This window comes from Mesorhizobium ciceri biovar biserrulae WSM1271, from assembly GCF_000185905.1.
GTDB classification, from domain to species: domain Bacteria; phylum Pseudomonadota; class Alphaproteobacteria; order Rhizobiales; family Rhizobiaceae; genus Mesorhizobium; species Mesorhizobium ciceri.
Map to the genome: position 1 here is coordinate 4,827,291 of NC_014923.1, position 26,361 is coordinate 4,853,651.

31 protein-coding genes are annotated in these 26,361 nt (G+C 62.3%); 7 read left to right on the top strand and 24 right to left on the bottom strand.

Going from position 1 to position 26,361, the window contains the following annotated elements; translation table 11 throughout:
• Positions 1-8: 8 nt before the first annotated feature.
• The 7 genes from MESCI_RS23555 to MESCI_RS23580 form a co-directional block, all read right to left on the bottom strand.
• Positions 9-2,117 carry a molybdopterin-containing oxidoreductase family protein gene (locus MESCI_RS23555; protein ID WP_013532465.1) on the bottom strand — a complete coding sequence of 703 codons (2,109 nt, stop codon included), beginning with the start codon at positions 2,115-2,117 and terminating at the stop codon, positions 9-11.
• A gap of 82 nt (positions 2,118-2,199) precedes the next feature.
• Positions 2,200-4,077: an ABC-F family ATP-binding cassette domain-containing protein gene (locus MESCI_RS23560; protein WP_013532466.1), complete on the bottom strand. Its 1,878-nt coding sequence runs from the start codon at positions 4,075-4,077 to the stop codon at positions 2,200-2,202.
• 124 nt (positions 4,078-4,201) lie between these two features.
• Complete coding sequence (locus MESCI_RS23565; protein ID WP_013532467.1) at positions 4,202-4,651, bottom strand: Ros/MucR family transcriptional regulator; 450 nt, start codon at positions 4,649-4,651, stop codon at positions 4,202-4,204.
• A gap of 163 nt (positions 4,652-4,814) precedes the next feature.
• Positions 4,815-5,018: a hypothetical protein gene (locus MESCI_RS23570; RefSeq protein WP_013532468.1), complete on the bottom strand. Its 204-nt coding sequence runs from the start codon at positions 5,016-5,018 to the stop codon at positions 4,815-4,817.
• A complete protein-coding gene (locus MESCI_RS23575) occupies positions 5,011-5,958 on the bottom strand; it encodes a DMT family transporter (RefSeq protein ID WP_013532469.1) in 948 nt (315 codons plus the stop codon). Before MESCI_RS23575 ends, MESCI_RS23570 begins: the two co-directional genes overlap by 8 nt.
• A gap of 48 nt (positions 5,959-6,006) precedes the next feature.
• A complete protein-coding gene (locus MESCI_RS32705; RefSeq protein ID WP_244514285.1) occupies positions 6,007-6,318 on the bottom strand; it encodes a hypothetical protein in 312 nt (103 codons plus the stop codon).
• Entirely contained in the window at positions 6,297-6,836 is a 540-nt protein-coding gene (locus tag MESCI_RS23580) for a hypothetical protein (protein ID WP_013532471.1), read from the bottom strand. Before MESCI_RS23580 ends, MESCI_RS32705 begins: the two co-directional genes overlap by 22 nt.
• Before the next feature lie 110 nt (positions 6,837-6,946).
• Between MESCI_RS23580 and MESCI_RS23585 the strand changes: the two genes are divergently transcribed.
• A complete protein-coding gene (locus tag MESCI_RS23585) occupies positions 6,947-7,906 on the top strand; it encodes a LysR substrate-binding domain-containing protein (protein ID WP_013532472.1) in 960 nt (319 codons plus the stop codon).
• A gap of 97 nt (positions 7,907-8,003) precedes the next feature.
• On the opposite strand, the gene MESCI_RS23590 is transcribed toward MESCI_RS23585, so the two are convergent.
• A complete protein-coding gene (locus MESCI_RS23590) occupies positions 8,004-8,516 on the bottom strand; it encodes a DinB family protein (protein WP_013532473.1) in 513 nt (170 codons plus the stop codon).
• A gap of 59 nt (positions 8,517-8,575) precedes the next feature.
• Between MESCI_RS23590 and MESCI_RS23595 the strand changes: the two genes are divergently transcribed.
• Positions 8,576-9,268 (top strand): glutathione S-transferase family protein, encoded by a 693-nt coding sequence (locus MESCI_RS23595; protein ID WP_013532474.1) that lies wholly within the window; start codon positions 8,576-8,578, stop codon positions 9,266-9,268.
• 17 nt (positions 9,269-9,285) lie between these two features.
• Here the strand turns inward: MESCI_RS23595 and MESCI_RS23600 are convergent, their stop codons facing one another.
• Positions 9,286-9,543 carry a DUF2934 domain-containing protein gene (locus MESCI_RS23600; RefSeq protein WP_013532475.1) on the bottom strand — a complete coding sequence of 86 codons (258 nt, stop codon included), beginning with the start codon at positions 9,541-9,543 and terminating at the stop codon, positions 9,286-9,288.
• Between the two features lie 159 nt (positions 9,544-9,702).
• Between MESCI_RS23600 and ndk the strand changes: the two genes are divergently transcribed.
• Positions 9,703-10,125, top strand: coding sequence for a nucleoside-diphosphate kinase (gene ndk / locus MESCI_RS23605; protein WP_013532476.1), 423 nt, complete (start codon positions 9,703-9,705; stop codon positions 10,123-10,125).
• A 68-nt stretch (positions 10,126-10,193) separates the two neighbouring features.
• Here the strand turns inward: ndk and MESCI_RS23610 are convergent, their stop codons facing one another.
• From MESCI_RS23610 to MESCI_RS23635, 6 genes are all read right to left on the bottom strand, one after another.
• Entirely contained in the window at positions 10,194-10,958 is a 765-nt protein-coding gene (locus tag MESCI_RS23610) for a YbaY family lipoprotein (RefSeq protein WP_013532477.1), read from the bottom strand.
• Between the two features lie 126 nt (positions 10,959-11,084).
• Positions 11,085-11,561 (bottom strand): molybdenum cofactor biosynthesis protein MoaE, encoded by a 477-nt coding sequence (locus MESCI_RS23615; protein WP_013532478.1) that lies wholly within the window; start codon positions 11,559-11,561, stop codon positions 11,085-11,087.
• Between the two features lies 1 nt (position 11,562).
• Positions 11,563-11,820, bottom strand: coding sequence for a molybdopterin converting factor subunit 1 (moaD, locus tag MESCI_RS23620; protein ID WP_013532479.1), 258 nt, complete (start codon positions 11,818-11,820; stop codon positions 11,563-11,565).
• Between the two features lies 1 nt (position 11,821).
• Positions 11,822-12,418, bottom strand: coding sequence for a CDP-diacylglycerol--glycerol-3-phosphate 3-phosphatidyltransferase (gene pgsA, locus MESCI_RS23625; protein ID WP_013532480.1), 597 nt, complete (start codon positions 12,416-12,418; stop codon positions 11,822-11,824).
• A gap of 97 nt (positions 12,419-12,515) precedes the next feature.
• A complete protein-coding gene (gene uvrC, locus MESCI_RS23630) occupies positions 12,516-14,579 on the bottom strand; it encodes an excinuclease ABC subunit UvrC (protein WP_013532481.1) in 2,064 nt (687 codons plus the stop codon).
• The gene (locus tag MESCI_RS23635) at positions 14,576-15,340 is read right to left on the bottom strand and encodes an SDR family oxidoreductase (protein ID WP_013532482.1); all 765 of its coding nucleotides are present in this window, start codon (positions 15,338-15,340) and stop codon (positions 14,576-14,578) included. Before MESCI_RS23635 ends, uvrC begins: the two co-directional genes overlap by 4 nt.
• A gap of 412 nt (positions 15,341-15,752) precedes the next feature.
• Here MESCI_RS23635 and MESCI_RS23640 point away from each other — a divergent pair, with 412 nt between their 5' ends.
• The gene (locus MESCI_RS23640; RefSeq protein WP_013532483.1) at positions 15,753-16,415 is read left to right on the top strand and encodes an outer membrane protein; all 663 of its coding nucleotides are present in this window, start codon (positions 15,753-15,755) and stop codon (positions 16,413-16,415) included.
• A gap of 95 nt (positions 16,416-16,510) precedes the next feature.
• Here MESCI_RS23640 and MESCI_RS23645 read toward each other — a convergent pair whose 3' ends face one another.
• The gene (locus MESCI_RS23645) at positions 16,511-17,107 is read right to left on the bottom strand and encodes a glutathione S-transferase family protein (RefSeq protein WP_013532484.1); all 597 of its coding nucleotides are present in this window, start codon (positions 17,105-17,107) and stop codon (positions 16,511-16,513) included.
• A 403-nt stretch (positions 17,108-17,510) separates the two neighbouring features.
• Entirely contained in the window at positions 17,511-17,978 is a 468-nt protein-coding gene (locus MESCI_RS23650; RefSeq protein ID WP_063167706.1) for a hypothetical protein, read from the bottom strand.
• 574 nt (positions 17,979-18,552) lie between these two features.
• On the opposite strand from MESCI_RS23650, the gene MESCI_RS23655 reads away from it, so the two are divergent.
• Complete coding sequence (locus MESCI_RS23655; protein ID WP_013532486.1) at positions 18,553-18,864, top strand: transcriptional regulator; 312 nt, start codon at positions 18,553-18,555, stop codon at positions 18,862-18,864.
• A 21-nt stretch (positions 18,865-18,885) separates the two neighbouring features.
• Here MESCI_RS23655 and MESCI_RS23660 read toward each other — a convergent pair whose 3' ends face one another.
• The 7 genes from MESCI_RS23660 to MESCI_RS33090 all read right to left on the bottom strand — a co-directional run bounded on the left by MESCI_RS23660 (position 18,886) and on the right by MESCI_RS33090 (position 23,664).
• A complete protein-coding gene (locus MESCI_RS23660) occupies positions 18,886-19,500 on the bottom strand; it encodes a LysE family translocator (RefSeq protein ID WP_013532487.1) in 615 nt (204 codons plus the stop codon).
• A gap of 101 nt (positions 19,501-19,601) precedes the next feature.
• Positions 19,602-20,438, bottom strand: a complete 837-nt coding sequence (locus MESCI_RS23665) for a DMT family transporter (RefSeq protein ID WP_013532488.1) — start codon at positions 20,436-20,438, stop codon at positions 19,602-19,604.
• Complete coding sequence (locus MESCI_RS23670; protein WP_013532489.1) at positions 20,435-21,016, bottom strand: TetR/AcrR family transcriptional regulator; 582 nt, start codon at positions 21,014-21,016, stop codon at positions 20,435-20,437. Before MESCI_RS23670 ends, MESCI_RS23665 begins: the two co-directional genes overlap by 4 nt.
• A gap of 134 nt (positions 21,017-21,150) precedes the next feature.
• Positions 21,151-21,603 (bottom strand): hypothetical protein, encoded by a 453-nt coding sequence (locus MESCI_RS23675; protein ID WP_013532490.1) that lies wholly within the window; start codon positions 21,601-21,603, stop codon positions 21,151-21,153.
• A 194-nt stretch (positions 21,604-21,797) separates the two neighbouring features.
• On the bottom strand, positions 21,798-22,652 hold the full coding sequence (locus tag MESCI_RS23680; RefSeq protein WP_013532491.1) for a 23S rRNA (adenine(2030)-N(6))-methyltransferase RlmJ: 855 nt from the start codon (positions 22,650-22,652) through the stop codon (positions 21,798-21,800).
• A 62-nt stretch (positions 22,653-22,714) separates the two neighbouring features.
• On the bottom strand, positions 22,715-23,320 hold the full coding sequence (locus tag MESCI_RS23685; RefSeq protein ID WP_013532492.1) for a hypothetical protein: 606 nt from the start codon (positions 23,318-23,320) through the stop codon (positions 22,715-22,717).
• A 215-nt stretch (positions 23,321-23,535) separates the two neighbouring features.
• Entirely contained in the window at positions 23,536-23,664 is a 129-nt protein-coding gene (locus tag MESCI_RS33090; RefSeq protein ID WP_272482885.1) for a hypothetical protein, read from the bottom strand.
• A gap of 366 nt (positions 23,665-24,030) precedes the next feature.
• On the opposite strand from MESCI_RS33090, the gene MESCI_RS23690 reads away from it, so the two are divergent.
• Entirely contained in the window at positions 24,031-25,068 is a 1,038-nt protein-coding gene (locus MESCI_RS23690; RefSeq protein ID WP_013532493.1) for a UDP-glucuronic acid decarboxylase family protein, read from the top strand.
• Entirely contained in the window at positions 25,065-26,144 is a 1,080-nt protein-coding gene (gene galE / locus MESCI_RS23695; protein ID WP_013532494.1) for a UDP-glucose 4-epimerase GalE, read from the top strand. Before MESCI_RS23690 ends, galE begins: the two co-directional genes overlap by 4 nt.
• Positions 26,145-26,361 lie beyond the last annotated feature (217 nt).

Sequence of the window (26,361 nt, forward strand, 5' to 3'; positions counted from 1 at the left end):
GAGTTCTCTCACCTTGCCGCGCGCAGCCAGACCTTGTTGTCGTGGAAGGCAGCACCCCCATAGGGTGCAGGCGCGTCGGCGCCGGTCAAAACGTTGATGCCCTCGCCGCGCTCATGGGCGCTGTTTGGCCAGATGCCTTCGGCGATCACCACGCCACGCTTGATGCCGTCGAACAATTTTGCATGCAGCACGACTTCGCCGCGCTGGTTGCCGACCTCGACACGGTCGCCATCGGCCAGCCCAAGTGCCGCGGCATCGTCGGGATGTAGAAGCAGTTCCGGGCGGCCCTCCCTGGCTTTCGACACCGGTGTTTCCGAGAATGTCGAATTGAGGAAGTTGCGCGCCGGCGACGTCGTCAGCCGGAACGGGTGGGCTTCGTCGGCGACCTCGATCAGGTCGACATGGTCGGGGAATTCCGGCAGCCGCGCCACCGGGCCGAACAGGCCCATGCTTTTGGGCGGCCGGTTGGGCGCCGCCTGCCCGGTCCAGTCGGCGCGGAAGCGGAATTTTCCATCCGCGTGGCCAAATCCGTTGATGAAGTGTGCTGCCTCGAAATCCGGCTGCAGGTCGACCCATTTGTCTTGCTTCAAGCTTTCGAAACTGCCCAGCCCGCGCTTGCCCAGGATGATGTCGATATGCTGCTGCTCGGTCAGGCCGAAACCCGGACGGTCGGCGACACCGAGGCGATCAGCCAATTGCTCGATGACGAAATGGTTGGTGCGCGGTCCCTCCGGCGGCTCGATCAGCTTGGGGCCAAGCGTGATGTGCTGGTTGCCGCCGCCCTTGTAGACATCGTCGTGCTCGAGGAACATCGTGGCCGGCAATACGATGTCGGCAAGCTTGGCCGTGTCGGTCATGAACTGCTCGTGCACGCAAGTGAACAGGTCGTCGCGCAGGAAGCCTTGCGTCACCAGCCGCTGCTCCGGCGCGACATTCACCGGATTGGTGTTCTGGATCAGCATCGCCGTCACCGGCGGGCCACCATAGAGCGCATCGCTGGCACCGGTCAGCACCGGGCCGATGCGCGAATGGTCGAGATAGCGGATCGAGGGATCGCGCATCCTGGTGCCTTCGAGCACATCCTGGTTGAGCTTGAAGATGCCGGAATTGGAATGGAAGGCGCCGCCGCCCTCATATTGCCAGCTGCCGGTGACAGCCGCGATGCACGAGGCGGCATGCATGTTGACGGCGCCATTGCGCTGGCGTGCAAAACCATAGCCGAGGCGGAAATAGGTCTTCTTGGTCGTGCCGACGAGGCGGGCGAAGGCCTCGATCTCGGCAACCGTCAGGCCCGTGATCCCGGCCGCCCACGCCGGAGTGCGCGTCTCGAGATGCGCTTCCAGCCCTCTCGGGTCGTCGGTGTATTTCGAGAGATAGGCGCGGTCGGCCATGCCCTCCTTGAACAGCACATGCATGACCGCGCAGGCCAGCGCGCCATCGGTGCCTGGCTTCAGCACAAGGCCAAGATCGGCCTGCTTCATCGTCGCGTTTTCGTACACGTCGATGACGACGATCTTGGCGCCGCGCTCCTTGCGCGCCTTGATGGCGTGGGTCATGACGTTGACTTGGGTCACCACCGCATTGGTGCCCCAGATCACCACGCAATCGGATTTCGCCATCTCGCGCGGGTCCGGCCCGCGCAAGGCGCCGGCCCCCATCATCCAGCCCGTCCAGGCGAGATTGGTGCAGATCGACCCGAAGAAGCCGGAATACTTTTTCGCGTGGCGCAGCCGGTCGATGCCGTCGCGCTGCACCAGCCCCATCGTGCCGGCATAGTAGTAGGGCCAGATCGTCTCCGAGCCGTACCTCTCCTCGGCCGCAATGAACTTTTCGGCGACGAGGTCGAGCGCGGCCTCCCAGCTCGCTTCCTTCCAGGTGCCGTCGCCCTTAGCGCCGGCGCGGATCAGCGGCTTCAGCAAACGGTCGGGATGGTGGACGCGGTCGGCATAACGCGCAACCTTGGCGCAGACGACGCCGGCGGTGTAGCTATTGGACTTGGCGCCATGGACGCGGCCGATCCGATTGCCGTCGAGCAGTTCGACCTCGAGCGCGCAGGTCGAAGGACAATCATGCGGACAGGCCGAATGGCCGATGCGAAGCTTGGCGTGCTGGTTCATGCGGCAAGACTAGCGGGTTTCAAAGGGCGCGTGTAGGGCCAGATGATTAGCCAATCTCCCCACTTGTGGGGAGATTGCGTAATCACTCCGCCGTGCCTTCTTCATACTCTGCCGACATGGACAGCCACTTTTCCTCGTGGCCGGCCAGCGTCTGGGCCAGTTGCGAGCGCTCCTTGGCCAGCCGGGTCGCTGTCGAGGGATCCTTTTCGTACACCGCCGGATTGGACAGTTCGTCCTCGATGCCGTCGATGCGCTTGCGGATGCGGTCCATCAGCGCTTCGGTGGCGCGGATTTCCTTGGCCAGCGGCTCGAAGGCGGCGCGGCGTGCCGCCGCATCGCGACGGCGGTCGGCCTTTGACGCCTTTTCCGCCTCGCGCTTGCCGCGGCGGTCGCCGGACACGCCGGTGACCAGCGTCTTGTAGTCTTCCAGATCGCCGTCATAGGGGTTGACCGCGCCGTCCTTGACCAGCCACAGCCGGTCGGCGGTTGCCTCGAGCAGATGGCGATCATGCGAGATCAGGATGACGGCGCCAGGGAATTCGTTCAACGCATGGATCAGCGATTCGCGGCTGTCGATGTCGAGATGGTTGGTCGGTTCGTCGAGGATGAACAGGTTCGGCCCCTCGAAGGCCGACAGGCCCATCAGCAGCCGCGCCTTCTCGCCGCCCGAAAGATCCTTGGCGGCGGTGTTCATTTTCTCGGTCGTGAGGCCGAACTGGGCGACGCGGCCGCGCACCTTCGATTCCGGCGCCTCCGGCATCAACCGGCGGACATGCTCGTAGGCGTTTTCGTCCGGCCGCAGATCGTCGAGCTGATGCTGAGCGAAGATCGCCACCTTCAGCCCGGGCGCCACCGTCATGGTGCCGCTCTCCTGCTTCAACCGGCCGGACAGCAGTTTGGCGAAGGTCGACTTGCCGTTGCCGTTGGCGCCGAGCAGCGCGATGCGGTCGTCGGCGTCGATGCGCAGCGTCATCTTCTTAAGGATCGGCTGCTCCTCGGTGTAGCCGACATTGACGTTGTTCAGCGCCACGATCGGCGAGGCCACCGTCTTCACCGGCTCGGGGAAGGAGAACGGCCGCACCGAGTCGTTCACCAGGGCCGCGATCGGCTTCATCTTTTCCAGTGCCTTGATGCGCGACTGTGCCTGTCTCGCCTTGGAGGCCTTGGCGCGGAACCGTTCGACGAAGGATTCCATGTGCTTACGCGCGGCTTCCTGCTTGACGCGGCCCTTCTCCTGCAATTCCTTCTGTTCGGTGTATTGACGCTCGAACTGGTCGTAGCCGCCGCGCCAGAAGGTCAGCTTCTTCTGGTCGAGGTGAACGATCGAGTTGACGGCGCGGTTGAGCAGGTCGCGGTCGTGCGAGATCAAAAGCACGGTGTGCGGATATTTCGACACGTAGTTTTCCAACCACAGCGTGCCTTCAAGATCGAGATAGTTGGTCGGCTCGTCGAGCAGCAGCAGATCGGGCTCGGCAAACAGCACCGCGGCGAGCGCCACGCGCATGCGCCAGCCGCCGGAAAAGGAGGAGGCCGGACGCCGTTGCGCAGCGTCATCGAAGCCGAGGCCGGCGAGAATGGTGGCGGCGCGGGATTCGGCTGAGTGCGCGTCGATGTCGGCCAGCCGCATATGGATGTCGGCGATGCGGTGCGGATCGGTCGCCGTCTTTTCCTCTTCGAGCAACGCCGTGCGTTCGAGATCGGCCTTGAGCACGATCTCGATCAGCGCATCCTCGGTGCCTGGCGCTTCCTGCGCCACCTGGCCGATGCGGGTGCTCTTCGGCAGGCTGATCGAGCCTGTCTCGGACGGGAAATCGCCGGTAATGGCCTTGAACAGCGTCGTCTTGCCGGTACCGTTGCGGCCGACGAGGCCGGCTTTGGTGCCGGCTGGCAAGGTCAGCGAGGCATGGTCGAGAAGCAGGCGTCCGGCCATGCGGAGCGATAGGTCGTTGATGATCAGCATGGCCGCGCTTTTGCACCGGACATCAACGCTTCGCAAGGCCTTGCGGGCCAGTTGGCCGCACAAGGCCTCGAAACGACGCCCGCGAGGGCGCCGTCAAAGCAGCCGAACGGTGGCTTGCCTGCTCTCAGGCAGTCGCCTTGCGCTTCGTTGCCTTGGCGACAGCGGCCGGCGCTGCTGCCGGCTTGCGGCCAAGTCCCGTCGACTTTGCCAGCGCCGATCGCGTCGCCGAGTAGTTCGGCGCAACCATCGGATAGTCCGGCGGCAAGCCCCATTTGGCCCGATAGTCGTCCGGGCTTAGGCCGTAGTCGGTCCGCAGATGCCGCTTGAGCGACTTGAACTTCTTTCCGTCCTCAAGGCAGATGATGTAGTCGGGAAACACCGACTTCTTCGGATTGACTGCCGGAACCAGGTTTGGAGTTTCCGCGACAACTGCACCAGCGAGCTTGCGAACCGAAGCACTGACGCTGGCAATCAACTCAGGCAGGCCGGAAGCCGGAAGGGGATTGTTGCCTACATAGGCCGAGACAATATCGGCCGTCAGCTCGATAACGGTCTTATCATCGATATTTGACAATTCTTTTCACCTTATTTGCGACAAAATCCTCCACCCCAGCGAAGACTTGTGTCGATGTATCTCTTTAACCGCGTCCCCCAACGGACCGCCAAGTCTCATAAAAGAATGAAGAATCGGCCAAAATAGCATTCATGCGAAATCGACGCCGTGCAAATTAGAAAATCTAATACTTGGAACCAGCAGACTTAGCGGCAGGACTTTCGTCCAATATCTCCAGAATACGCTTCCAGCGGGCGCAGCGCGCCAAATCCTTTTGTTCTATCGCCTTTTCGGCCCTCATCGCGGCGTAAAGCGGTGCCTCGACGCCGAATTCGTCGATCAGCCAATGCGCTTCCTGAATGGCCAGACGCTCATTCTCGTCAAACATGGTTTTCGGCCTCCGAACGTTCCACACCGACCGCGACACAACTGCCGATGACGAGAATGGCTCCGACAATGGCCGTCACCGTCAGCCGTTCGCCGGACAAGGTCAAAAGCAGGGTCGAGGCGATCGGCGTGAGATAGGCGACCACCGCGACCCTGCCGCTGCCTTCAAGCTTCAAGGCGCGCGACCAGAAATAGTAGCCCAAGCCCATCGGACCGGCGCCGAGATAAAGGCCGAGAGCCAGGTCCGCGCCGATGGGCCAGGTGAAACCGTCGCGAGCGCACCACAGAAACGTCAAAGCGACGCCGATCAACGATGAGGGCAGCAACAGGCGATCGGCTGGGGTGGCGACCCGTCCCACCATGATCGAATAGAAGGCCATGCACAGCGCCGACCCGAATGCGGCGAGATACCCGACCAGATCGCCGTCGAGCCAGGATTGGTTGCGCCCTCCCGAAATCACCAGCGCGACGCCGATGAAGCCTACCACCGCGGCGAGACCCAACAGTGCCGGACGCCGCGGATTTTCCAAGGCAATGACTGCCGCCGCGACCATCAACGGCCAGGTGTAGGCGACCAGATTGGCCTCGATCACCGGCATCGAAGCGAAGGCGATGTATTGCAGCACCATGGTGCCGACCAGGCCGATGAAGCCGACCGCGAGAGAGATGAGCGCCGCCCCGGCCGTGACCGGTGCTACTCTTTCCCGGCTCATCAATCGGATGGCCCGGCTCATCAATCGGATGGCGGCGAAGACGAGTGCAGCGCCTGCAAATTGCAGGAACTGGACCTGCGACACCGGGTGGCCGGTCAGCAGGGATTTGCCGACCAGGGCATTGGTGGACCACAACGCCACCGCACCGGCAGCGAAGACCAACGCGGATATCGAGCCGGATCCCTGCCGAAACAATCGGCATGGGATTCTATTTTGCTGTTCGACCATGATCCTGTCCGAAAACCGGTTCCGACTTTTCGGGATCATGGTTCACTATCATGATTCCCTGGCTCCGCCCGGAACCGGAGCATCGACGGCGGCGGGCACGGGATGCTCCGCCTCGAACCGACGGTAGGCCGGGAGCTGGTTGGTCCAGACATCTTCGGCCAGTTCGCTGACCCACTCACGGTCGTGGTCATTGTCGGCGGCGAGATAGAACATTCTGTTGTCGTCGACATAGGGTTTGGCCACCGAGCGCTGGTTGAGCACCAGCGTGACGCGCTCGCCGAACCGGATCGGCGCGGTGCGATGCAGGACGCCCAGGAACTGGCCGAGCGTCGCGTAGTTCATCTTGTGATCGATGCGCATGACACTGTTGCGCGGGATCTCGCGGCCGGATTCGAGAATGGCGCGGCCGGTTTCGGAGTCGTCGCAATAGATTTCGAGGTGGCCGCCGACCAGCGGATTGCTGATCGACAGCGGAATGAGCTCGGTGACCGGAACGCCATCGCAATGCCACTCCACGGCGCCGTCCCTGGATTCATGAAGGTGACCGTCGAGCCGACGATCGACAGCGGATAGGGCTCCAGCTTGGTGCCCATCATGTCGGACAGCCGCTCCAGGCGCAGCTTGTCATGCAGCAATTCCCTGATCTCGGGGATGTAACGGTCGGCCCCGGTGATGAAGGTCAGATCGAGGTGCTTGTGCACGGCATGGCTGGCCTTGAGCTTCAGGGCAGCCTCCTCGATCGCGGCAAGCAGTGCCGGGTCATAGCCGTGCAGATATTGCGCGACACCGAAACTCGACACTTTCCAGGCGGTTTCATGGCCGATAATGGCTTCGCGGCTCATCGCATAACGCAGTTCGGGAATGGTGTGGGCGTTCATTGTACTTCTCCAGGATGGGGGCAACACTTGGTAAACAGTCGATTAATTCACCCACCCCTGTAAAATTAGGAATGCTGGTGCTAGTGTAAGCCAAGCTTAAGGTCGAAACCGTGCGTCTGCTCAGTCAGGTCAACCTCAATTCGCTGAAAATCGTCGAAAGTGCTGCGCGGCACGGGAATTTCACGCGCGCCGGTGAAGAACAGTTTATTACCGCTTCAGCGGTCAGCCAGCGCGTGAAAAGCCTGGAGGATCAGCTTCGTTTCAAGATTTTCCAGCGCGGCGGCAATGCGGTGTCGTTGACGCCGGAGGGCGAGACCTATGTCTCGCGCGTTCGCGAGGCGCTGGAGCGAATCGTGGCCGCCAGCATGGAAGCGACCGGACAATCGCAGGAGCATGTGCTAAAAATATCGGTGCTGCCGACCTTTGCGGCACGCTGGCTGTTTCCGCGCCTGCCGCTGTTCCAGCAGCAATATCCCGATATCGTGATGCGGGTCTCGACTTCGTACGCGACGCATGAGTTCACGGCCTCGGAATTCGATCTCGAAATCCGTTATGGCGACGGTCACTTTCACGGGCTGCAGTCCGATCTGCTGTTTCGCGAAGACCTGACACCGGTGTGCAGCCGCAAGCTGTTCCACGAAGTCCTCGGCGACAAGCGGCTGTCGAAGGTGACACCGGACGACCTCAAGCACTTCACCCTGCTGCATTCCGACACCTGCACCCAGAATTGGCAGTCCTGGCTTGGTTTCGCCGGCGCCAGCTTCGTGCTCAGCGAGACCAAGAGCATCTATTTCGACTCGTGCATGATGTCCTACGAGGCAGCCAATTCCGGGATGGGCTTTGCGGTGGCCAACCGTGCCTATATGGCCAGCGACATCCGCGCCGAAAGGCTGGTGGCTCCCTTCGCCGTCCATCATCCGAACACGGCTGGCTGGTATTTTGTCTCTCCGCTGAAAGGCCTTGCCGCACGCAAGGTCCAGTTGTTCAAGCAGTGGGTCATGGCGGAAGCGGCCCTGACCCAGTCCCAGTTGGACAACGAAATCAGGGGCGAGGCTTCGACGGCTGCCTGAATCCATCCGGTGCCTACTGATGCAAAGACGATGCTGCAGCACAAAATGCAGCGACGGCCGGCACAACCTTCGGACTGACTACGCAAACGCCACCGGATCAGGCGAAAGCCCTGCCCTCCTCGGTCCGCTGGAAAAGCATCAGGTCCAACCCCAGGCTTGGCCGTCCCAGGATGGTCAAGATCGTATGCGCCTGGCCGCGATGGTGGGTCTGGTGGTTGAAGACATGGTCCAGCGCCGGCGCCAGCCTTTGCGAAACGGTGCGCATGTCCGAGACGGTCATGTAGGTGAACCGGCCCGTCAACGCCTTGTCATTGAGGCCGCCGACCCAATCGATGATCCGCCTGTCCTCGGCTTCACGCGCCGCCCGCAGGCCGGTCAACCCCCGATGCAGGATAGCGTCCAGTGTCGTCGGCGCGTCGCCCTCCCCGGTGAAGCGCTTCATCCAGATGCGGTCGGCAGTCAAAAGGTGGTTGAGCGTGCCCATCATCGAGCCGAAGAAGGCGCCGACATCGCGGTTGAATTCCTCATCATCGAGTTCGGCGGCGGCATCATAGATGCGACCGTTGGCCCATTGATTATAGGCCGCAAACATCATGAAATGCTGTCTCATGGCTTCCCTCGGCTCGCGTCGATGCGGGGCCTACCTAACCCGCACGGGAGCCGCCGCCAATGACCATTCTGCTTTATGATCTCGTCGGACGCGACAGCACACGTCCGTTCAGCCCGCATTGCTGGAAGGTGGCGATGGCGCTTGCCCACAAGGGGCTCGACATATCAACCGTACCGACGCGCTTTCTCGAGGTGCCCGCTGTCGAGGGCGGCGTTTCGAAAACCGTTCCGGTGATCCGCGACGGCGAGACAGTCCTCGCGGATTCTTTCGCCATCGCGCTCTATCTCGATGAAGCCTATCCGGACCGGCCGACGCTGTTTGGCGGTGAAGGCGGCGAGGCGATGGCGCGCTTCATCGAACGCTGGTCGCAAGTGACCATTCATCCCTACGTGACCACCGCGGCCATCATGGACCTTCATGCCATGCAGGACGCGGAAAACGCCGTCTATTTCCGCCAAAGCCGGGAGCAGCGTCTTGGCAAGAGGCTGGAGGAGGTGACGGCCGCCAGGGAGGCCGGGCTCGGCACTTTCAGAGCCTCGCTGGAGCCATTGCGCTCGATGCTCTTCTATCAGCCGTTCATCGGCGGCGCGGCGCCGCTGTTTGGCGACTATATCGTCTTCGGCGCCTTGCAATGGGCGCGCATAGCCTCGCCCTACCAATTGCTCGACGACGGCGACGTGGTGGCGCAGTGGTTCGCCCGCTGCCTCGACCTGCATGGCGGGCTGGGGCGAAAGGTCGCCGCCGCGGCTTGACGCCGTAAAGCAGTAACTTACTTGGCCGCCTTCTTTGGCTTGCCGGCCTTCGTGGCAGCCTTTGCCTCCTTGGGGGCGGCTTTTGGCTTGGCGGCGCCAGCTGCCTTCTTGGTTGGCTTTTTGGCTGCCGACTTGTCCGTGGCGTCCTCCTGGTCGACATCCGCCGCCGCCTGATGCCAATGGCGCTCATGATGTCCAGCCGGCTGGCCCTCTTGCAGCCAGATCTGGTGCGCACGGTTGCGAATGCGTTCCTGACGATCGTCTGTCATGGTCATGTTGTCTCCATACGGCCCGACCTCAGCGCGGCGCCGGCACGCGACTATAGCAAGCAAAGCGTTGCTGTGCAGCCGTCTGATCGGGGGCCCTTGGCAATGGGCCGGGCGGCTTGTATAGAGCCCGCCACTCTCAATTCCATTCTCAGACAAGGACGACCCATGGCGCTCGAACGCACATTTTCCATGATCAAGCCGGACGCAACCCGGCGCAATCTCACCGGCGCCATCACCAGGATGCTGGAAGAGGCAGGCCTGCGTGTCATCGCCTCGCGCCGGGTCTGGATGAGCCGCCGCGAAGCGGAAGGCTTCTATGCCGTCCACAAGGACCGTCCTTTCTTCGGCGAATTGGTTGAATTCATGTCGTCGGCACCGACCGTCGTCCAGGTGCTGGAAGGCGAGAACGCCATTGCCAGGAACCGCGAAGTGATGGGCGCCACGAACCCGGCCAACGCCGCCGAAGGCACCATCCGCAAGGTTCATGCGCTGTCGATCGGCGAAAACTCCGTGCACGGCTCCGACGCACCGGAGACCGCGGCAGAAGAGATCAAGTACTGGTTCTCGGACACCGAGATCGTCGGCTGAGCCGACGATCCAGACCTTGGATTCCGTAAAAAGAAGGCCGGCGTTTCGCCGGCCTTTTTCGTTGGGGGTCAGCTCGCCGCGCTAAAGCGCAGGATCTCGCGGCCATCCTTGCCTGATATGATGAGCTTGCCGGCCTCGACGCGGTATGACGCCGCCTTGGCCAGCGCATCGAACAGCGCCTTTTCCTCGGCCATCACCTCTGGCGCACAGGCCTTGTAGGTCGAACCGATGTCTCCGATCACGATCGTTTGCCCATTGACCTTGGCGGTGGCGAAATAGGTGTTGCAGGGGCCGCTGCCGCCCGCCTTGCCGGCCTCGCTGACCCTGAATGTCGCTTGCGGGGCAGCGATGACGCCGATGCCGTCGACATAGTCGACCAGCCAGAGCTGGTCGAAGACCGAAACCGTCGGCTCGGCGTTCGGGGCGACCATCTTCAGCATGATGGTCTGCGGCACGTCGGTCAGCGGATCGACCTGATGGCGCATATCGGAGATGAACAGGAGCTTGTCGTCGACGGTGATGCGGGCTTGCAACGCGTAAGTCATCTGCGACCGGATGACGGAAGGGTCGAATTTGATCTCGAAGCTGATCGGCACCTGGCCGGTCGGCTTCACTTTCTGCTCGCCGATAATGGTGGCCGGCGCATCGGCCAGCGACACATCGGCAAGTTGCACAGAGAGCACGGCACTGGGCGGCAAGGCAATGCGCTCGCGATAGATCACTTCGCCTCTCACTGCCTTTTCGGCGGCAACAGACTGCTCAGGAACGGCCAATATGCCGACGACCAGAGGCACGAAACCGAAGATGAAGAACTCCGCGATCCTGTCCAGCATGACCATCTCCCTCACCCCGGGCTGCCAATGCCCTGGGCTGCCAATGCCACGGGTTGCCAATGCCCAGGCTGACCAATTCCGCCAATTGGCCAAAGGATTGCGGTCAATGCATGGCTGCGGCGGATCTTATTCGGACGCTTTCCAGCGTTGCGCGGCCGTTGCATCGGCTTCCTTGGCCTCGACCCAGCCACCCTCCGAGCCGTCAGCCCGATGCTCCTTCTTCCAGAAGGGCGCGCGCGATTTGAGATAGTCCATGAGAAAATTCGCCGCCTCGAACGCCGCATGGCGGTGCGCGGAGGCTGCCACCACCAGCACGATGCTCTCGCCGGGCGCGATCTTCCCGTGGCGGTGGATGGCGGTGAGCCCCTGCAACGGCCAACGCTCGACCGCTTCAGCAGCGATGCGGGCGATTTCTGCTTCGGCCATACCGGGATAGTGTTCGAGCTCGAGCGCTGAGAGCGCGCCCTGCTCGTCGCGGCAAAGGCCTGAGAAGCTCACCACGGCGCCGATATCGGCGCGGCCTTGCGTCAGTCTGGCGATTTCGGCCGCGACGTCAAAATCTTGGCGCTGAATGCGCACGACAGGTATGATCCCGCCGGTCATTTCAGCCCCCGGTCATCGGCGGGAACAGCGCGATTTCGCGGGCGCCCGCGATCTTCTCGCGGTGCTCGACATGCTCCTGGTTGATAGCGACACGGATGACGTCAGGATATTGCAGCGCGTGCTCGTAGCCCTCGCCGCGCGATTTCAGCCAGCGCAGGAGATCGGCGACCGTCTCGATGCCAGCCGGCAAGTCGACGTCTTCCTCGGGCATGCCGATGCGCTCGCGCACCCAGGCAAAATAGATGAGCCGGGTCGTCATCTCACTCGTCCATGATGTGCTTGAGGCCGGCGCGGAAATAGTCGTAGCCGGTGTAGAGTGTGACCAACGCCGCGATCCACAGCAGCACCAGCCCGGTCTGGGTGGTCAGCGGAAAGATCTTGTCGCCGGCCGGTCCGGCCAAGAGGAACGCTATGGCGACCATCTGGATGGCGGTCTTCCATTTTGCCAGCTGCGTCACCGGCACCGAGACTTTCAGCGCCGCCAGATATTCGCGCAGGCCCGAGACGAGGATTTCGCGGCACAGGATGATGATCGCCGCCCACAACGACCAGCCGGCAATGCCCGCATGGCGATCGGTGTCCGCAGCCAGCAGCAGCAGGCAGGTGGCGACCAGCAGCTTGTCAGCGATCGGGTCGAGCATCTTGCCGATGTTGGAGGTCTGTTGCCAGGCGCGCGCCAGATAGCCATCCAGATAATCGGTGATCGAGGCGAGCAGGAAGATGATCAGCGCCGACCACCGGGCAAAGTCGCTCGACTTCAGATGTCCTTCGAGAAAAAAGCACAGCACCACCATCGGCACCGCGACGATGCGGGCGTAGGTGAGCATGTTGGGCAGGTTGAACGCGCGCTTGGCCATATCCGGGAAACTCTTTCTGCCTGCCTACTCAAATCAGAAGCGAATGTGGGGGGTCAACAGGCCAGATTCGACAGGCCAGATGAAAGTGCCAGATTTTTCAACTCTCGTGGAAGTGATTGTAGACCAGTTTCGCCACCTGCTCGGAAATCCCGTCGACTTTCCGCAGATCCTCGATGGCCGCGCGGCTGACCGCCTTGGCGGTGCCGAATGCCAGCAGCAATGCCCGCTTGCGGCCGGGACCGATGCCGCTGATCTCATCAAGTGGGCTCTTGACCATTTCCTTCTTGCGGCGAGCCCGATGCGAGCCGATCGCGAAACGGTGAACCTCATCGCGCAGCCGCTGGACGAAATAGAGCACGGGGTCGCGGACCGGTAGGGAAAACGAGTCCCTGCCTTTGACGAAGAACCGCTCGCGGCCGGCATCGCGGTCCTGGCCCTTGGCGATGCCGATGGCAACCACGCGGTCCTCGATGCCGAGATCGGCGAGGATCTTGCGCACCGCGGTCATCTGGCCCTGGCCACCGTCGATCAGGATGACATCGGGCCAGGCCGGGAAGCTGCCGGAGATATCGTCCTCCATATCGTCTGCCGAACCGTCGGCTGCATCCCCAGCCGGGACATCGCCATGCTCCTTGAGCAACCGCGAAAACCGCCGTTCCATCACCTCGCGCATCATGCCGAAATCGTCGCCAGGCGTGATCTCGGTCGAGCGGATGTTGAATTTCCGGTACTGGTTCTTCACGAACCCCTCCGGTCCGGCAACGACCATGGCGCCGACGGCATTGGTGCCCATGATGTGCGAATTGTCGTAGACCTCGATGCGCACTGGCGGCTTCGGCAGGCCGAATGTCTCGGCGAAACCGGCAAGCAGGCGTCCCTGGGTGGAGGTTTCAGCCAGCCGGCGTCCGAGCGCTTCGCGGGCATTCTGCAAAGCGTTGTCGGTCAGGTCCTTCTTCTCGCCGCGCTGCGGCACGGAGATTGCGACCTTGCGGCCGGCGCGGGTGGAGAGCGCCTCGGCCAGCAATTCCTGATCCTCGACGCCATGCGACAGAAGAATGTTCCGCGGCGTCGGCTTGTCGTCATAGAACTGCGCCAGGAACGAGCCCAGCACCTCGGCTGCTTCCAACGCCGGATCGGCCTTGGGGAAATAGGCGCGGTTGCCCCAGTTCTGGCCGGTGCGGAAAAAGAACACCTGGATACAGACCTGGCCGCCTTCCTGATGGATGGCGAAGACATCGGCTTCGTCGACGGTCGCCGGATTGATGCCCTGGTGGCTCTGCACATGCGACAGGGCCGCCAACCGGTCGCGATAGATCGCGGCGCGCTCGAAATCGAGAGCTTCCGACGCTTGCTGCATGGCGGCCGAGATTTCCGTCTTCACCTTCTGGCTGCGGCCGGACAAGAAGTCCTTCGCCTCATTGACCAGCTCGGCATAGTCCTGGTGCGAGACCTCGCCGGTGCAGGGACCGGCGCAGCGCTTGATCTGATAAAGCAGGCATGGCCGCGTGCGGTTCTCGTAGAACGAGTTGGTGCAACTGCGCAGCAGAAAGGCGCGCTGCAGCGAGTTGATGGTGCGGCCAACGGCACCGGCCGAAGCAAAGGGACCGAAATAATCGCCTTTGCGCGAGCGCGCGCCGCGATGCTTGTAGATGCCCGGCGAGACATGGTCGCCGGTCAAGAGGATATAGGGAAACGACTTGTCGTCGCGCATCAGGACGTTGAATCGCGGCCGCAAGCGCTTGATAAGATTGGCTTCGAGCAGCAGCGCTTCGATCTCGGTGCGGGTGACGACGAACTCCATCGTCGACGTTTCGCGCACCATGCGGCCGATGCGGGTGGTGTGGAAGCGGCCTTGCGCGTAGTTGGTGACGCGCTTCTTCAGGCTGCGTGCCTTGCCGACATAGAGCACATCGCCGGCAGCGTTCATCATGCGGTAGACGCCGGGCGCGTTGGGCAGCCGCTTGACCAGCGTCTGGATCACCTCGGCGCCGATCATGCCTTCCGCGTCGCCGGCATGCGGCGTCCAGTCGATGGCGGTGAAGGCGACATCGGGACCGACGGTTTCAACGATTTCCTCGACCGCCTCGTCCTCGAGGTCGATATCGGGGGGCAGATCGTCGGTGCCGCCGCGCGGCTTGCTTTTGTGGTCTACAGGACTCATTCCGTCATGCCTGTCACATCGGGCGTCTGCCACGCAAGATGCTGGCCGCCATCAAGCGCGATCATCTGGCCGGTGACCGAGCGCGCTTCCCAGAGATAGCGGATAGTGGCGCCGAATTCCGGCAATTCCGGGCCGCGCTTGAGGATCAAGCCATCGACTTGGGCTGCAAAATCGCTGTCGTCCTGACGCGCGTTCTTCAATGTCGGCCCCGGGCCGATGGCATTGACGCGGACGCGGGGACCGAGCGCTTGCGCCATCATCTGGGTGGCTGTCCACAGCGTCGATTTGGACAGTGCATAGGAGAAGTAGCGCGGCGTCGGCCGCCAGACGCGCTGGTCTATCATGTTGACGATCAGGCCCTCCTGCCCTGCCGGTAGTGCCCGGGCGAAATTCTGCGCCAGGAGCGCGGGCGCTTTCACATGGACGGCAAAGTGCCGGTCCCAGGCCCGCCAGTCGAAATCCAGAACCGAATCGTCCTCGAACAGCGACGCGTTGTTGACCAGCAGCGAGAGCGGCCCGAGCGCTGCTTGCGCCTCGCCGATAAGGTCATCGATGGCGTCCATATCGGTCAGGTCGGCGGCGACCACTGCGGCGCGGCCACCTCCGGCGATGATTTCGGCAGCCAACGCATCGGCCTCGCTGCGCGAGCGGTTGCAATGGATGGCGACGGCAAAACCGTGCGCGGCGAGATCCTCGACGATCGCCCTGCCGATCCGCCTGGCCCCGCCCGTCACCAGCGCCGTGACAGTGGCTTTGCTCATATGGTGTCAATCCTCAATTTCGGCCCGAAAAAGCAGTGCCGGCGAAATATGGCCCGGCATGCGTTAAATGGTGTTCGCACCTTGGGCAGCATTGTGGCGAAACGGCCGTTTGGGCATCTTGGCCCGCCCTGGACTCAGGCGTGCCCGACCGCAATATAGGGTGCTGGAGTCCTTGCACCAAGCGGTGTGCAGCGCAGCACCGGATGGTTCCTGCCATTTCGCTGTTGCGAAGATGCAACGTCAAGGTTCTGCCTCATTTGCGCCGGGGAATGACCCAAGTTCAGGTTCGCTTCAGCCGCATTTTGACACGACATTTGGAACCGACGAACGCCAGATCCGTTTCCCCCCCGGACGGGTCGATGGCGATCGTGAGAAACAAGCCTGTGTCCTGTGGCTTAAGGAGTAAAGAACAATGCAAGCCAATCTCAAATTCGCACGGCCGCTGGCCGTTGCGCTCGGGCTCTTCGCCCTCAGCGGAACTGCCTATGCTGCTGACGTGGTTTCGGAAGAGCCGCCGGCACCTGCGCCGATCGCTGAACTTCCCGTCGCTTCGTGGGCCGGCCCCTACGCCGGTCTCAACGTCGGCTATGGCTTCAGCGGCCATACCAAGGAAAAGGATCTGGGTGTTGACAATGTTGACGTCGGCACCAAGGGCTTCGTCGGCAGCGTCTTCGGCGGCTATCAGTGGCAGCAAGAGAACTTCGTCTACGGCGCTGAAGCCGAACTCGGCTACAACGGCGTCAAGGGCGACGATTCTGGCGTCAATTCCAAGGCCGGCTTCGAGGGTTCGTTGCGAGCCCGTCTCGGCTATGCCGTGACCCCCGAAATCCTGCTCTATGGCACCGGCGGTCTCGCCGGAAGAAGCCTGAAGGTCGAAGACGACGTATACGGTTCGGACCGCGCCACGTTGCTCGGCTGGACCGCCGGTCTCGGCACCGACATCAAGCTGACCGACAATGTCTTCGGTCGTGTCGAGTATCGTTACACCGACTTCGGCAGCAAGAGCTTCGATGGCATCGGCAAGGTCAAGGCCACCGACAACCGCGTCACCTTCGGCGTCGGTATGAAGTTCTAAGTCGTTCAAGCCACGACACGAAAAAGCCGGGCCTCGCGCCCGGCTTTTTTTATGCTCGCGTGATTTCCGGGTAAATCTATTCGGGTAATGGGCGGTCAACCGGGAATGCAGGGCTTCAGTTCTGGAAACTTCTCGTCGAAGCGTGCCGCCCACCGCGTCAGCCGGGCGCGACCCTTCTCCCATTTCCCGGCAAAGCGCAGCGCGAGATAGCCAAGGCAGGCGCGCAGCGCCATCTGGCCGGCGGTGATCTTTTTCGGCAGCTTCGGCGGGTTGGCGTTGAGCAGGTCGAGTGCCGCCGTGATCTTCGCCCACTGGCGATCGAGCCAGGGCTGATAGACCATCTCCTCAGGCCGCGTGCGCCGTTCATAGACCATCGACAGCGCACAGTCGCAAATGCCGTCGGCCAATGCCTCCAGCACTTCTGCCTCGAGCCGCTTGTCGGGATTGCGTGGAAAAAGCGCGCTCTTCGACAAACGGTTGAGATGCTGGGTGATGGCGCGACTGTCATGGATGGAGCGACCGTCGTCGAGCACCAGAACCGGAATCTTGCCGAGCGGGTTGGCGATCATCAAGTCGGCCGGCTTCTCCTCGGTCTTGATCGGCACCAGATCGACAGCGATGCCGGCATAGGCTGCCGCCATTCGTACCTTGGAACTGTAGGGAGAAGACGACGCATAGAGCAGTCTGGGCATGATCCGTTTCCTGTTTTGCAGGCCGGCAGTGTTGACCGATCGGGCGCGATCGGGCAATGGCCAGAAGCGGAAAACCCAGCCGCCAGAGCGACGCAGCGGCCAGGGCCGTTTAGCGAGCGCTCCATGAAGACGGTGCTTCATCACCATGGTTGCCGGGATCGCGCGAAGCCGCCAGCCGACTGGCAAGACCGACGAGCCTCGCGCCGATGTTTCATCACCCGCATGAATGACACGAAAAAAGCCCCACCGGACTCCGCCCTATGGCGAAGTCCTGGGAGCTGCGAAAAGATATCCTCCGTCCGCCTCTGTTCTCGCCTTCCGACTGCCTAAACAACGAGCGGGGCGCCCTGTGAGGCACCCGCCCTTGACTGTTTCGGCACCGCCCCCGGCGAGGGAAGCGCGACTACTTCTTGCCGGCCTTCGCGGGCGCTGCCTTCGGCTTGGCCGCAGGTGCCGCTTTCTTCACCGGCGCTGAAGATTTCGCTGCCGCAGCCTTCTTTGCCGGAGCAGCCTTGGCAGCCGGCTTCTTGGCTGGTGCAGCCTTGGCAGCCGGTTTCTTGGCAGGTGCTGCTGCCTTCTTCGCTGCGGGTTTCGCCGCAGCTTTCGCTGCAGGCTTCTTGGCCGGTGCCGCCTTGGCAGCCGGCTTTGCCGCTGCCTTGGCGGGTGCCGCCTTCTTCACTGCCGGTTTCGCCGCAGCTTTCGCTGCCGGCTTCTTGGCCGGTGCTGCTTTTGCCTTGGCCGCCGCGGCCTTCGGCTTGGCAGCGGGTGCTGCTTTCTTCACTGCAGCTGCGACCTTTGCCGTCGCTGCTTTTGCGGGTGCTTTCTTTGCCGGTGCCTTGGACGCCGGCGCTTTGGATGACTGCTTAGCCATGCGATGCCCCTTCCTTTGTGCCGACGGCCGTAATGACCCGGCGCGCTCATGCATATCTGACTCGCGGCTTGCTAGCCAGCGAAGCAATAGACTGATTTTCGCAGCTTAAATTTCGGTTACGATCGGCACATGATCGTGCTGATCGTCGCAGAAATTCACTTCTGATCTTCGACCATTGGCTAGAATGTGTCGCCGACATTCTCCACACTCCGCGGAAGCGCTCCTCTCGTGAAGCTCCGAAGATCAGCGAGCAGCTTTGCGTGTCGATCGTCGGTCGCCGATATCATGACCGCTGCCTCATCGGTGCGATCATCTCGTGCAGGCGGACGATCTATACTGCAATGCGACAGCCGATCGGTGCATCGTCTTGTCAAGCACGAACGCAGATCGGCCTGCTCGTGAATTGACAGATAACTCTACATGGCAGAGTATTCTGTACAGCATGCTGGAGCATTTCAATGTCGATCGCACAGGAGCAAGCGGCGCTGTCGCCGTTCGAGATTGCCAAGACGGTCCGCCACGGCGGCAGCATGGTTGTCGGCGGCCTCCGGCTTGGCTGCGCCGGAGCCAATCGATGAGTGCCGACGAAATCATCCACCAGAGCACTCGGCTCAGGATCATGGCGGCGCTGAGCATGCTGGAAAGGCGGCAAACGCTGGATTTCACCGGGCTGAAAGCCATCGTGGACGTCACCGACGGCAATCTCGGTGCGCATCTCGATACGCTGGCCAGGGCTGGTTATGTCGACATCGAAAAGCTGTTCGTCGGCCGCCGGCCGCAGACGCGCGTCAGGGCGACGACGAGCGGACGGCGCGCGTTCCGCGGCCATGCCGCATTCCTGCGCAAGATCCTCGATCAGGCCGAGGCGGCGGCGCGCAGGAAATAGCGTGATGACTGGGCAATCCGCTCAGCGCGCGGCAACAACGGCAACGCCGGCGCCGATCATCACACCGCCCGCCGCGCGGTTCACCCGGCGTACGATCCTTGGTGTGCGCAACAGGCTGCGGGCGCGACCGGCGAGGACGACATGACCGCCGATCACCACGACCTCGACGGCCACGATCACCATCATCAGCACACCGAGATGACCTGCGTCGAGCGATGCGCCGACGACGCTAGGCAACAGCGCAATGTAGAACAACGGCATTTTCGGATTGCCAAGATTGAGCGCGATGCCGGTGGCAAAAATCATCAACAGCCCTCGCCGTCCTGAGATGGGCTGCAGTTCGGGAATGACGGGCGCCGCCATCCACAGCCTGATGCCCGTCCAGACCAGATAGGCCGCTCCACCATAGCGAAGCACCGTCATGACGATCGCCATCTTGGCGGCGACGATCGACAGGCCGAAGGCGGCGAGGATCAGGAAGATGAGGATGCCGACCACGGTGCCGGCACCGTAGGCGATGCCCGACGCGGCGCCATTGGAGATTGTGCGCGCGACGATCGTCATGTTGTCCGGACCCGGGCTGGCAGCGAACACGAAGAAGGCGGCCGCAAAGGCAAGCGAGGTCGCGAGATCCATGAAAACTCCCGAGGGTAATGCCGCTCTCGGGAGTCCAGACTAGCCGGTTTACCTGTCGGCGCCATCAGGAAAATCGAGAAACTGCGCGATGCGCATTTCCGTCACGGCTGATAGCCGAGGCAGATGGCGCCGAGCGCGACGATGGCGCAGGCGCCGACCCGCCGCGGCGTCAGCACCTCGCCGAGGAACAGACGTCCGATGAAGGCCGCGAAGACGACGCTGGTTTCGCGGATCGCGGTGATCGGACCGGCCGGTCCGAGCGCGAAGGCCGCGACCACGACACCGTAGGCCAGAAGTGCAAACAGGCCGCCGCCCAGCGCCTTCCAGGTTTCCGGCGCACCCAGGTCGACTGTGAGCCGGCCACGGCAGGCGACGAAGGCCGCCGGCAGCAACGCGCCGTAGATCACCAGCACCCATGCGGTATAGGCACCGGCGTTTCCCGCCGCCCGAACGCCGAGCGCATCGACCGTCGCATAGGCGGCGATGATCGCTCCCGTTGCCAGCGCATAGAGTATCGATGTCGTGGCGGCCCTGCCCCTTCCGAGAGAAAGGCCCATGATGCCGCCCGCGACCAGCGCGACACCGATGGTCTGCGGCAGAGTGAGCTGCTGGTTGGCCAGGAAGAACTCGCCGAGCGTGACGAGCAGCGGCACGCTGCCGCGAACGATCGGATAGACCTGTCCCAGCTCGCCATATCTGTAGGCGGCCACCAGAAACAAACTGTAGCCAACCTGCAGGCAGGCCGAGAGCACAATGTAGGACCAGGCCGGCGCGGCCGGAAGGGCGTGGAAGAAGGCTAAGGGGATGGCGAGCGCCGTACTGGAAAAGCTCATGACGGTGACGGTCCACAACCTGTCGGCCCCCGTGCGCAGGAACGCGTTCCAGGTTGCGTGCAGGATCGCCGCAAACAATGCGAGCCCGATGACCAGCGGGCTCATTGGGACTTACGCGAAGCAGCGACGATGCCCATGGCCGCCTTGCGGGCGTCGCGAATGGCGGCGTCGGCCGGCCCCATCTGCGCCAGCAAGGTCGCACCTTCGATCAGCATAAGCAGTGTCGCCGCCACGCTTTCGGCGCGGCCGCGCGGCATCATCTCTTCGAGGATAGACCGCATGCGCCGCTTGAGGCCGTTCTTCTGCCTGACAACGGCCTTGAAAACCGGATGCCCGGGATCGCCGAACTCGGCCAATGCATGTGCGAACAGACAGCCATGGAAATCGGCGCTGCGGAACCAGAGTGCATGCCAGTCAAAAATCCTTCCGATTTTCTGTTCCGGCGGAATGCCCTCCTGGGCGAGCCGGTCGAGCTGGCGGTCGAAACGCATAGCGCGATAGTCGAGCACCTCGACGATCAATTCGTCCTTGCTGGGGAAGTGGCGATACATCGTCATCTTGGCCACATCGGCTTCGGCGATGATCCGGTCGATACCCGTCGCATGGAAGCCGGCGCGCTTGAACAGCACGTAGGCCGTTTCAACGACGTGCTGGCGCTTATCGGAAACGGGCGATGGTGTCATGGCGCATACCGAGTGGTGAGACAGGTCTGTCTCATACATATGCGACGGATCGCGCCAGCTGTCAACGCGGCACGAAAAACGCCTGCAGCCGATCAAGCCACAGGCGCGAAAGAGATTGGAAGGGGAAACCGGGTTTAGCGCAGAATGCGGCAGCGGCCGTTGTAGACCATCCAGCGGTCGAAGCCCGAGACGCAGAATTCGACATTGTCGCCGATCGAGGCAAAGCCCTGGCCTTCCTCGATCAGGTACCAGATGGTGCGATCGCGGCCGTCGGACAGGCTGACGGTGGCCCCGCAATAACGGCGACCGATCGGCCAGGTATCGTCGGCCGCCAGATAGCGATGCTGGTGAATGCGCCGGAAATCGGTGATCTGCACATCCGGCAGATGCGGCACGTGATGCACCTGATAGGAAAAGCGGCTGGTGATCTTGTTCAGTACCCAAGGCTGACCGCAGACCCCGCTGTCTTCATCGGAATAGACCGTAAGATCGGCGGCCTGCACGGTCTGGGTGATACCGAGAGGCGCGGCAAGCGGGGTGCAGAGCGAAATCAGGGCGGCAAGAGCGGATTTGGCGAAGCGAGTCATGGCAGCCTCTCAAGGTCGATTGTGCGCACTGTGCGGATTCGCTCGGCGGCGGTCAAGCGGTTGCGTTGACAATGGTTTCCCAGTTTGAAACTGCTTTTTGACCAAAGCCGAATTTACACGGCACCGGAATGGCTCTGGCACGTTCATGCCCGGATCCAAAAGAGCGCGGGTCCCGGGTCGTCAATGAGCCCGCCTCAAGCCTGCTCGCCGGCCAGCCATTCCAACGACCAGTGCGCCGGCCGCCCCACCGCAAGCAGCCTGTGCAGGGCCGGCAGCAGCGTCCGCAACTCGCCCTCCAGCGTGAACGGCGGATTGACCACCAGCAGACCGCTGCCGTCGAGGCTGGGTTCCGAAGAGGCCGGCCTGATCTCGAATTCGATGTCGAGCAGCTTCGGGATGCCCGATTGCTTCAGCGCCTTGCGGAAAGCGATGATCGCCTTGCGGTCCTTGATCGGATACCAGAGCGCGTAGATGCCGCCTGGCCAGCGCTTGTGCGCCCTTATGAGCCCGTCGACGAGGCGATCGAACTCACCCGCTTCCTCGAATGGCGGATCGATGAGAACAAGGCCGCGCTTCTCCTTCGGCGGCAGATGGGCGCCGAGCGCCAGCCAGCCATCGAGTTCGATGATCCGGGCCTGGAAATCGCCGGCAAAGAACGTCCTCAGCCTCGCGGCATCCTTGGGGTGCAGCTCGATCGCGGTCAGCCTGTCCTGCTTGCGCATGAGATGGCGCGCAATCAACGGCGAGCCCGGGTATTTCTGGATGCCACCCTCAGGGTTGAGCGACCGTATTGTCTCCAGATAAGGCGCGAGCAGTGCTGCCACCGGCGCGGCAAACGGGGCATCGATCAGCCTGCCGATGCCGCCTTGCCACTCACCCGTCTTCTGCGCTTCGGCCGACGACAGATCGTAGCGGCCAATGCCGGCATGGGTGTCGACGACCCGAAACGCCTTGTCCTTCTGCTTCAGATACTCGAGCAAGCGCGTCAGCACGACATGCTTGACGACGTCGGCGAAATTCCCGGCATGGTAGGCGTGGCGGTAGTTCATCGTTTTGTGCCGTTATGCATGTCGTTGTCCCAAAACCGCTGCACACTTTTGGGCGACATGCATCAGCCCCTGCCCCAGCGCGGCGGTGGCGGCTGAGAGTTCGGATTTTCCGGCCGACCGCCTCGAGTGCGCAAGGTCAGCAAAAATCCGATCAGGCCGATCGCCATCAGCGCGAAGCCGACCGGCCGTGCACGGCTGTCGATCTCGCCTGCGCCGGAGCGCAGGATGAGATCGACAGCCCGCATCGGTATGTCGTCGGCATCACCCGGTCCGACGGTGAAGACGTAGGGACCCGGGCTGACGGTCGCGATGACGCCGGCCTCGTCGCGAAAGATCTTGTCGGGCAGTTGCGGGCTGGCCTGGCGAGGATTGTCGGAATGGTTGAACTGCAGCGTCGAGGCGAGCACCGTGCGGCCATTGCTGGCGGCGGTCAGCGTCAGCACGGTGCGCTGCTGCGAGACGATGCGCTCGGCTCTTGCGGTCAGGTCGACCAGCACCCGCACCGGCGCATCGCGGCCGGAGAGCGGCACCGTCAGCGGCTTGAAACGGCCTTGCTCATAGACCCGCCAGGTGCCGATCTCGTGCCCGGAGAAATTGCTCATCGCCCAGGGATAGATGACACCGACGCCGGCGCCGACAAGCAGGATCAGGACAAACAGAAAGCGCATTCACATCACCATGGCGTATCGTGACCTTGCCAATAGCGCCCCGACGGCCAAAAGGCGATGGCCAGTTGCGGCAGCCACCCTGGAGGTGGACCGTACGGGGTGCGAGCGCAACCAGATTGGCGGCGTGGCTGCGCAACAATGCCGATAACGTTCTACCTATGCGCTCAAAAATTAAGCCGTGTATTTCGCGCGCCGCGCTGAACATTGCTGTCGGCTCATTCTTGGCCGTTCTTGCTGTCAGGTTTTGATTCTACCTCAAGGAACAGCTTGGCGCGTCCGGCAACATATTGACGTCGATCGAGCCAATATGCTGATTCATAAACAGGATTTGCCTTGTGCGCCATGCTTCGGTCCGAGAGGCCGTAGCCGCTTTCATGATTAACCATTCGCGAGCGCATTTGGTTAAGGAATTGCTAATTTGGTTGACTATAATTTCCACAGGTATATTTTCGATGCGTTGGGATGTGCAATTTGGGCGAGCAATCGATGGTGACACCGGGCGTGTGATCGCGATTTCGGGGCGCGGAGAATGCTGAGCGGCAGCACGGAGGTTGTGTAGTCGCACCAGCTTCGCGAAAGCCAAGAACAATTGACGCACATCAGTGATGGCGCTTCCGCAGATGCGGAGGTTTGCCACGTTCTCAGGAACGTGGCCGGGCGATGCTTTGTCCCGGCCCGGCGGTAGCGTGTTCGGTGCGTATGAGGAAAGCATGACTAAGCTTGTCAAGGTTCTGAAACTGGAATCCGGCAGCCAAAAGGACGCCAGCCAAAGCCGACGACGCGCCCTTGTCGCCGGAGGAGCGGGATTTTTAGGTTCGCATCTGTGCGAACGTCTTTTGCGGGACGGATACGACGTTGTCGCGCTGGACAATTTCCACACCGGCAAAAGATACAATCTCAATGCCCTTCAGCGCAATCCGAGCTTCAGCTGCATCGAGCACGACATCGTCGATGCACTGCCTTCGGACCTTCAGTGCGACGAGATCTACAATCTCGCCTGCCCAGCCTCTCCGCCGCACTACCAGGCAGATCCGATCCACACCTTCAAGACAAGCGTGCTTGGCTCGCTGAACCTTCTGGAACTCGCGCGACAGAACAAGGCCAAGATATTCCAGGCCTCGACGTCCGAAGTCTATGGCGATCCCTTCGTGCATCCACAGCCCGAGAGCTACTTCGGCAACGTCAATACGCACGGGCCGCGCTCCTGCTACGATGAAGGCAAGCGCTCGGCCGAAACCCTGTTCTTCGATTATTCGAGAACCTATGGTCTCGATATTCGTGTCGCCCGCATTTTCAACACCTACGGTCGCCGCATGCAGCCCGACGATGGACGTGTGGTTTCGAACTTCATCGTCCAGGCGCTGCGCGGCGAGGACCTGACCGTCTATGGCAGCGGCCAGCAGACGCGCTCCTTCTGCTATGCCGACGACCTGATCGAGGGCTTTATCCGGCTGATGAATGCGCCGAACGCGCCCGCCCACCCGGTCAATCTCGGCAACCCTGCCGAATTCACCATCATGGAACTGGCGACGCTGGTCGTCGATTACACCAACGCCCGATCGAAGATCGTGCATCGGCCGCTGCCCGTCGACGATCCCAGGCAACGCAAGCCGGACATCTCCTTTGCCAGGGCCAATCTCGGCTGGGAGCCGAAAATCAGCTTGAGCCAGGGGCTCGCGCGTACCGTCGAGTATTTTGATACCCTGCTCTACGGAAGTCACATCGCCAGAGGAGCTGCTGCTTCATGAGCCGGCCGGCGGTCCTGGTGACGGGTGGAGCCGGCTTCATCGGCAGCCACACCTGCAAGCAGTTGGCCGCCGCCGGCTACATGCCGGTGGTTTTCGACAATCTGAGCCGCGGCAATGAGAGATCCGTCGCCTGGGGGCCGCTTGTCGTCGGCGATATCCGGGATCGGGATGCACTGCGGCGGGCGATGGAAACGCACCGGCCGACGGCCGTGATCCATTTTGCTGCGCTGGCCTATGTCGGAGAGTCCGTTCGCGAGCCGGCCGAATATTATTCGACCAATGTGACAGGCACCATCGCGGTGCTCGATGCCGCACGCGCGAGTTCGATCGAAAACATCATCTTCTCCAGCAGCTGTGCGACCTACGGCGTGCCGGAGGCGTTGCCGGTTCGCGAGACCTCCTCGCAAAATCCGATCAGCCCCTATGGGCGCACCAAGCTGATGGGTGAACAGATCATCGGCGACTATGCGTCCGCGTACGGAATGAAATTTGCGATCCTGCGCTATTTCAACGCTTGTGGCGCCGATCCCGATGGCGAGCTCGGTGAGTGGCATTCGCCGGAAACCCATCTGGTTCCCAGAGTGCTCATGGCCGCATCGGGCATCATCGACGCGATCGAGGTTTTCGGCACCGACTACGACACGTCGGACGGCACTTGCGTAAGGGATTATATCCACGTCACCGATCTGGCCCGCGCCCACCTGAAAGCGCTCATGCATATCGAGGGTGGCGGGCGAAGCCTTGCGGTCAATCTCGGCACAGGGCGGGGCGTCTCCATCAAGGAGATTGTCAAGGCGGTCGGCCGAATCACGTCGAGGCCGGTTCCGGCAGTGTTCAGGAGCCGACGCGCCGGAGATCCGGCGGAGCTCTACGCCGACCCGGGAAGCGCACGCGAACATCTTGGCTTTGTGCCGGAGCTTTCAGACATCGATACGATTGTCAGGACGGCCGCTCCCTTTTTCGGACTGAAGACCAGGCCCATGAAACTGCCGCCAGTGAGGGCGGCAGCGCCGGTCGTCGCCCGACGGGTCAGAGATAGCGGGGGTGACAGTTCGCGCGCTGGCCAAATCCGCTAGGGCTGCAGATATAAGGCGAGCCGCCCGAGAACGTGCTGCCATCGCCCGGATTGAACGAGATGTTCACCGGCGCCGGCGTGCTGGCTTTGATCCGTTGCGGCGGTGCAAAGGCGTAGGCACTTTCGGTCCCTATTGTGCTTGTCATCTGGATCGGAAGGTCGGCCCGGAGCGAGCGCACGAGAAATCTGGCCTGCACGGGCTGGACCGAGGGCTGACT